The following is a 4,040-nucleotide window of genomic DNA, read 5'->3' as shown; positions in this document are numbered from 1 at the left end:
GGCTCGCTCCCACATTGGATCTATGGCGCGCATCAGACACCTGTGGGAGCGAGCCTGCTCGCGATGGCAGCACCTCGGTCTATCGATCTAGACTCACAAGCTGCATCCGCGCGATGTAAGCCTGAATCTCCCGTGCAGCCGCCTGCGGATTATCAAACGGTCCCTCCAGCGTGTTTTCCCGAGTGCTGAAAAATAGTTCTCCATTCACACGACACACCCGGTCGCAACGAAAGTGCGTGGCGGGGGCGTTGTCCTGGGCGCGCTTGCCGTACATGGCGGTCTCCTGAGGGATGTTCCGGTTAGCGGATCCAATGAGCTTATGCATGAACCACTTGCGGCGCCTGACCAACTGATCGGCGGCACTTCGCCAGATTAATGGTGCGACCTGCACAGTTTCATTCGCGGCCCGTCGCCAACTGTCCCTGTGTCGCGCCGAGGTCTGCGCCTAGAATGGTGTTTCTTGCCATCTGGCTTTGGGGTTCGCATGCACATTTCATCCGGTCGCTGGGTTTACGGTCTGTTCCTGGCCTTGCTGACCGCAGTCCTGTGGGGAATCCTGCCGATCAAACTCAAGCAAGTCCTGCTGGTGATGGACCCGGTGACGGTGACCTGGTTTCGCCTGACGGTGTCCGGTGGCTGCCTGTTCATTTATCTGGCGGCGACCAGGCGCCTGCCCAGTCGCAAAGTCCTCGGCCCGCGCGGTGGCTGGCTGGTGTTGATGGCGGTGCTTGGCCTGGTCGGCAACTACGTGTTGTACCTGATGGGCCTGAACCTGCTCAGCCCCGGCACCGCGCAACTGGTGGTGCAGATGGGCCCGATCATGTTGCTGATCGCCAGCCTGTTTGTGTTCAAGGAACGGTTCAGTGTGGGGCAGGGGATTGGTCTGCTTGTGCTGCTGATCGGTTTCGCGCTGTTCTTTAATCAACGTCTGGCCGAGCTGTTGACCTCGCTGACCGATTACACCGCCGGCGTGTTGCTGGTGCTGCTGGCTTCGACGGTCTGGACGTTTTACGCACTGGGGCAGAAGCAATTGCTGACGGTGTGGAATTCGTTGCAGGTGATGATGGTGATCTACCTGTTCTGCGCGCTGTTGCTGACGCCTTGGGTGCATCCGCTGGAGGCGCTGCAGTTGAACCCGTTGCAAGGCTGGTTATTGCTGGCGTGCTGCATGAACACCTTGATCGCTTATGGCGCCTTTGCCGAAGCGCTGGCCCATTGGGAAGCTTCGCGGGTGAGTGCGACGCTGGCGATAACACCGTTGGTGACGTTTGGCGCAGTGGCCGTGGCCGCGTGGGCATGGCCGGAATATGTGCATGCCGAGACGATCAATGGCCTGGGGTATGGCGGGGCGGTGTTGGTGGTGGTGGGGTCGGCGTTGGTGGCGTTGGGGCCTTCGTTGATTGCCGGGCTCAGGGCGCGGCGAGTACGGATAGCCGCAGGTTGAACCGCGTTATCGTTCTTCGCGAGCACGCTCGCCCCCACATTTAACCGAGTTCTATCAGAAGAATGCGGCCCCCTGTGGGAGCGAGCCTGCTCGCAATGGCTGATTGTCAGGCGCTACACACTCAGCCCTTGGCGCCTGCTTCCAACATATTCTCCGGCCTTACCCACGCATCAAACTCTTCATCCGTCAGATACCCCAGTTGCAATGCCGCCTCTCGCAAAGTCAGCCCCTCGCTGTAAGCCTTCTTGGCAATCTCCGCCGATTTGTCGTAGCCGATATGCGGGTTCAGCGCGGTCACCAGCATCAGCCCACGCTCCAGGTGTTCAGCCATTTTCGCCGCGTCCGGTTCCAGGCCGGCGATGCAATGCTGCTGGAAGTTGCTGCAGCCATCGCCCAGCAGGCGGATCGATTGCAGCAGGTTGTGGATGATCACCGGTTTGAACACGTTCAGTTGCAAGTGCCCCTGACTCGCCGCAAAACCAATGGCGACGTCGTTGCCCAGGACTTGGCACGCCAGCATCGACAGCGCTTCACACTGGGTCGGATTGACCTTGCCCGGCATGATCGAGCTACCCGGTTCGTTGGCCGGCAGTTTCACTTCGGCAAAACCTGCACGCGGCCCGGAACCTAGTAGACGCAGGTCGTTGGCGATTTTCATCAGGGTCACGGCGAGGGTTTTCAGCGCGCCCGACAGGGTGGTCAGCGGCTCATGGCCGGCCAGCGCGGCGAACTTGTTCGGCGCGGTGACGAACGGCAGGCCGGAAAGGGCCGCCAACTCCGCAGCGATCGCTTCACCAAAACCGTGGGGTGAGTTCAGCCCGGTGCCAACCGCGGTGCCGCCTTGCGCCAGTTCACAGACCGCCGGCAGTGCGCTGCGGATTGCCCGTTCGGCGTAATCCAGTTGCGCGATGAACGCCGAGAGTTCCTGGCCGAAGGTGATCGGCGTGGCGTCCATCATGTGGGTGCGGCCGGTCTTGACCAGTTTCATGTGCCGCGCCGCCAACTCGGCCAGGCCGCCGGAGAGTTCACTGATTGCCGGTAGCAAATGCTGCTGCACTGCCTGGGCGGCGGCAATGTGCATGGCGGTCGGGAAACAGTCGTTGGAGCTTTGCGAGCGGTTGACGTGATCATTGGGGTGAACCGGGGTCTTGCCACCACGCGGGTTGCCGGCCAGTTCGTTGGCGCGGCCGGCGATCACTTCGTTAACGTTCATGTTGCTCTGGGTGCCGCTGCCGGTCTGCCAGACCACCAGCGGGAACTGGTCGTCGTGGCTGCCGTCGAGCACTTCGTCTGCGGCCTGTTCGATCAGGCGGGCGATGTCGGCGGGCAGGTCGCCGTTGCGGTCATTGACCCGCGCCGCGGCTTTCTTGATCAGGGCCAGTGCGTGCAGCACGGCCAGGGGCATGCGTTCGTTGCCAATGGCGAAGTTGATCAGCGAGCGTTGCGTTTGAGCACCCCAGTAGGCCTCATCCGGGACTTCCACCTGGCCAAGGCTGTCGGTTTCGATACGGCTCATCTTGCACACTCCTGTAGGTCGATAGCGCAGTTTAGGCCGTGATCGCCGGCCGTGGTTCCATCAGTCTGTTTTTTGACCGTTCGCCCCCTCTAATTCAGGCCTGACAAGGCTTGGGGTTGAGTGACACACTTTTTTAGGCGCAGAATGGTCGCCCTTGGGGTTTTACCTCGCCTGCTAGAAAAGGAAACTCGATGACTCGTCTTCGTGCCATCTGTACCGCGGTTGCACTGGTTTGCGCCAGCGGCCCTGTTTTTGCCGATACCGCCAGCCACAACGCCAGTGCCGAAGCTTTCCTGACCCTGGCGCACGCTGACAAATTGGGCACTCCGGTGTACATGCAAGTGCAGCAAATGTTCGCTCAGCGCTTTGAACAGACCAAAGCCCCTGAATCGAAAAAAGCCCTGCTGGAAACCTATCAAGCCAAGGCCAACGCCGCTCTGGACGCAGCCATTGGCTGGAACAAGCTGAAGCCAGACATGGTCAAGCTCTACACCACCAACTTCAGCGAATCCGAGCTGAAAGACCTGGTCGCGTTCTACAAGTCGCCATTGGGCAAGAAAGTCCTGGAAAAAATGCCGCAGCTGACTCAGCAGTCGGCCCAGATGACTCAAGCCAAGCTGGAAAGCGCGGTGCCTGTGGTCAACAAGCTGTTGGCTGACATGACTGCCGAGCTGGAGCCTAAAGGCGCCGCCGCTCCAGCCAAGAAAAAGCCTTAAGCGGAGCCCGGTATGACCATGCAACAACGCATCGAATCGACGCTGGGCTTGTTACAGCCCGAGCATCTGCAAGTGCTGGATGAAAGCCACATGCACAGCCGTGGGTTGCAGACCCACTTCAAGGCGGTGGTGGTCAGCCAGCAGTTTGAAGGGCTCAACCGCGTCAAGCGTCACCAGAAAGTCTACGGTACGCTCGGCGAGCTGATGGGCGAGTTCCATGCGTTGGCGCTGCATACCTACACGCCTGAAGAATGGGCACAGATCGACGCGGCCCCGGCCTCGCCAACCTGTGCTGGCGGCAGCTAGGAGCGAGGCTTGCCCGCGAAGGCGTCCTCAAGATCGCCTTCGCGGGCAAGCCTTGCTC

The 4,040-nt window shown here is 60.6% G+C and carries 5 protein-coding genes; 3 read left to right on the top strand and 2 right to left on the bottom strand.

Annotated elements, in window-relative coordinates; all coding sequences use genetic code 11:
• Positions 1-79 precede the first annotated feature (79 nt).
• On the bottom strand, positions 80-274 hold the full coding sequence (locus tag QMX98_RS32870; RefSeq protein WP_077747968.1) for a DUF6316 family protein: 195 nt from the start codon (positions 272-274) through the stop codon (positions 80-82).
• 210 nt (positions 275-484) lie between these two features.
• Between QMX98_RS32870 and QMX98_RS32865 the strand changes: the two genes are divergently transcribed.
• Positions 485-1,444, top strand: coding sequence for a DMT family transporter (locus QMX98_RS32865; protein WP_010461711.1), 960 nt, complete (start codon positions 485-487; stop codon positions 1,442-1,444).
• A 121-nt stretch (positions 1,445-1,565) separates the two neighbouring features.
• On the opposite strand, the gene QMX98_RS32860 is transcribed toward QMX98_RS32865, so the two are convergent.
• A complete protein-coding gene (locus QMX98_RS32860; protein WP_102595638.1) occupies positions 1,566-2,960 on the bottom strand; it encodes a class II fumarate hydratase in 1,395 nt (464 codons plus the stop codon).
• A gap of 191 nt (positions 2,961-3,151) precedes the next feature.
• Between QMX98_RS32860 and QMX98_RS32855 the strand changes: the two genes are divergently transcribed.
• A complete protein-coding gene (locus tag QMX98_RS32855; RefSeq protein WP_010461709.1) occupies positions 3,152-3,676 on the top strand; it encodes a DUF2059 domain-containing protein in 525 nt (174 codons plus the stop codon).
• Positions 3,677-3,688: 12 nt separating this feature from the next.
• Positions 3,689-3,982, top strand: coding sequence for a BolA family protein (locus QMX98_RS32850; protein WP_010461708.1), 294 nt, complete (start codon positions 3,689-3,691; stop codon positions 3,980-3,982).
• Positions 3,983-4,040: the final 58 nt, after the last annotated feature.

Source organism: Pseudomonas sp. PS02303, assembly GCF_029959925.1.
GTDB classification, from domain to species: domain Bacteria; phylum Pseudomonadota; class Gammaproteobacteria; order Pseudomonadales; family Pseudomonadaceae; genus Aquipseudomonas; species Aquipseudomonas mandelii.
This window is presented reverse-complemented; position numbering and strand designations above follow the sequence as displayed.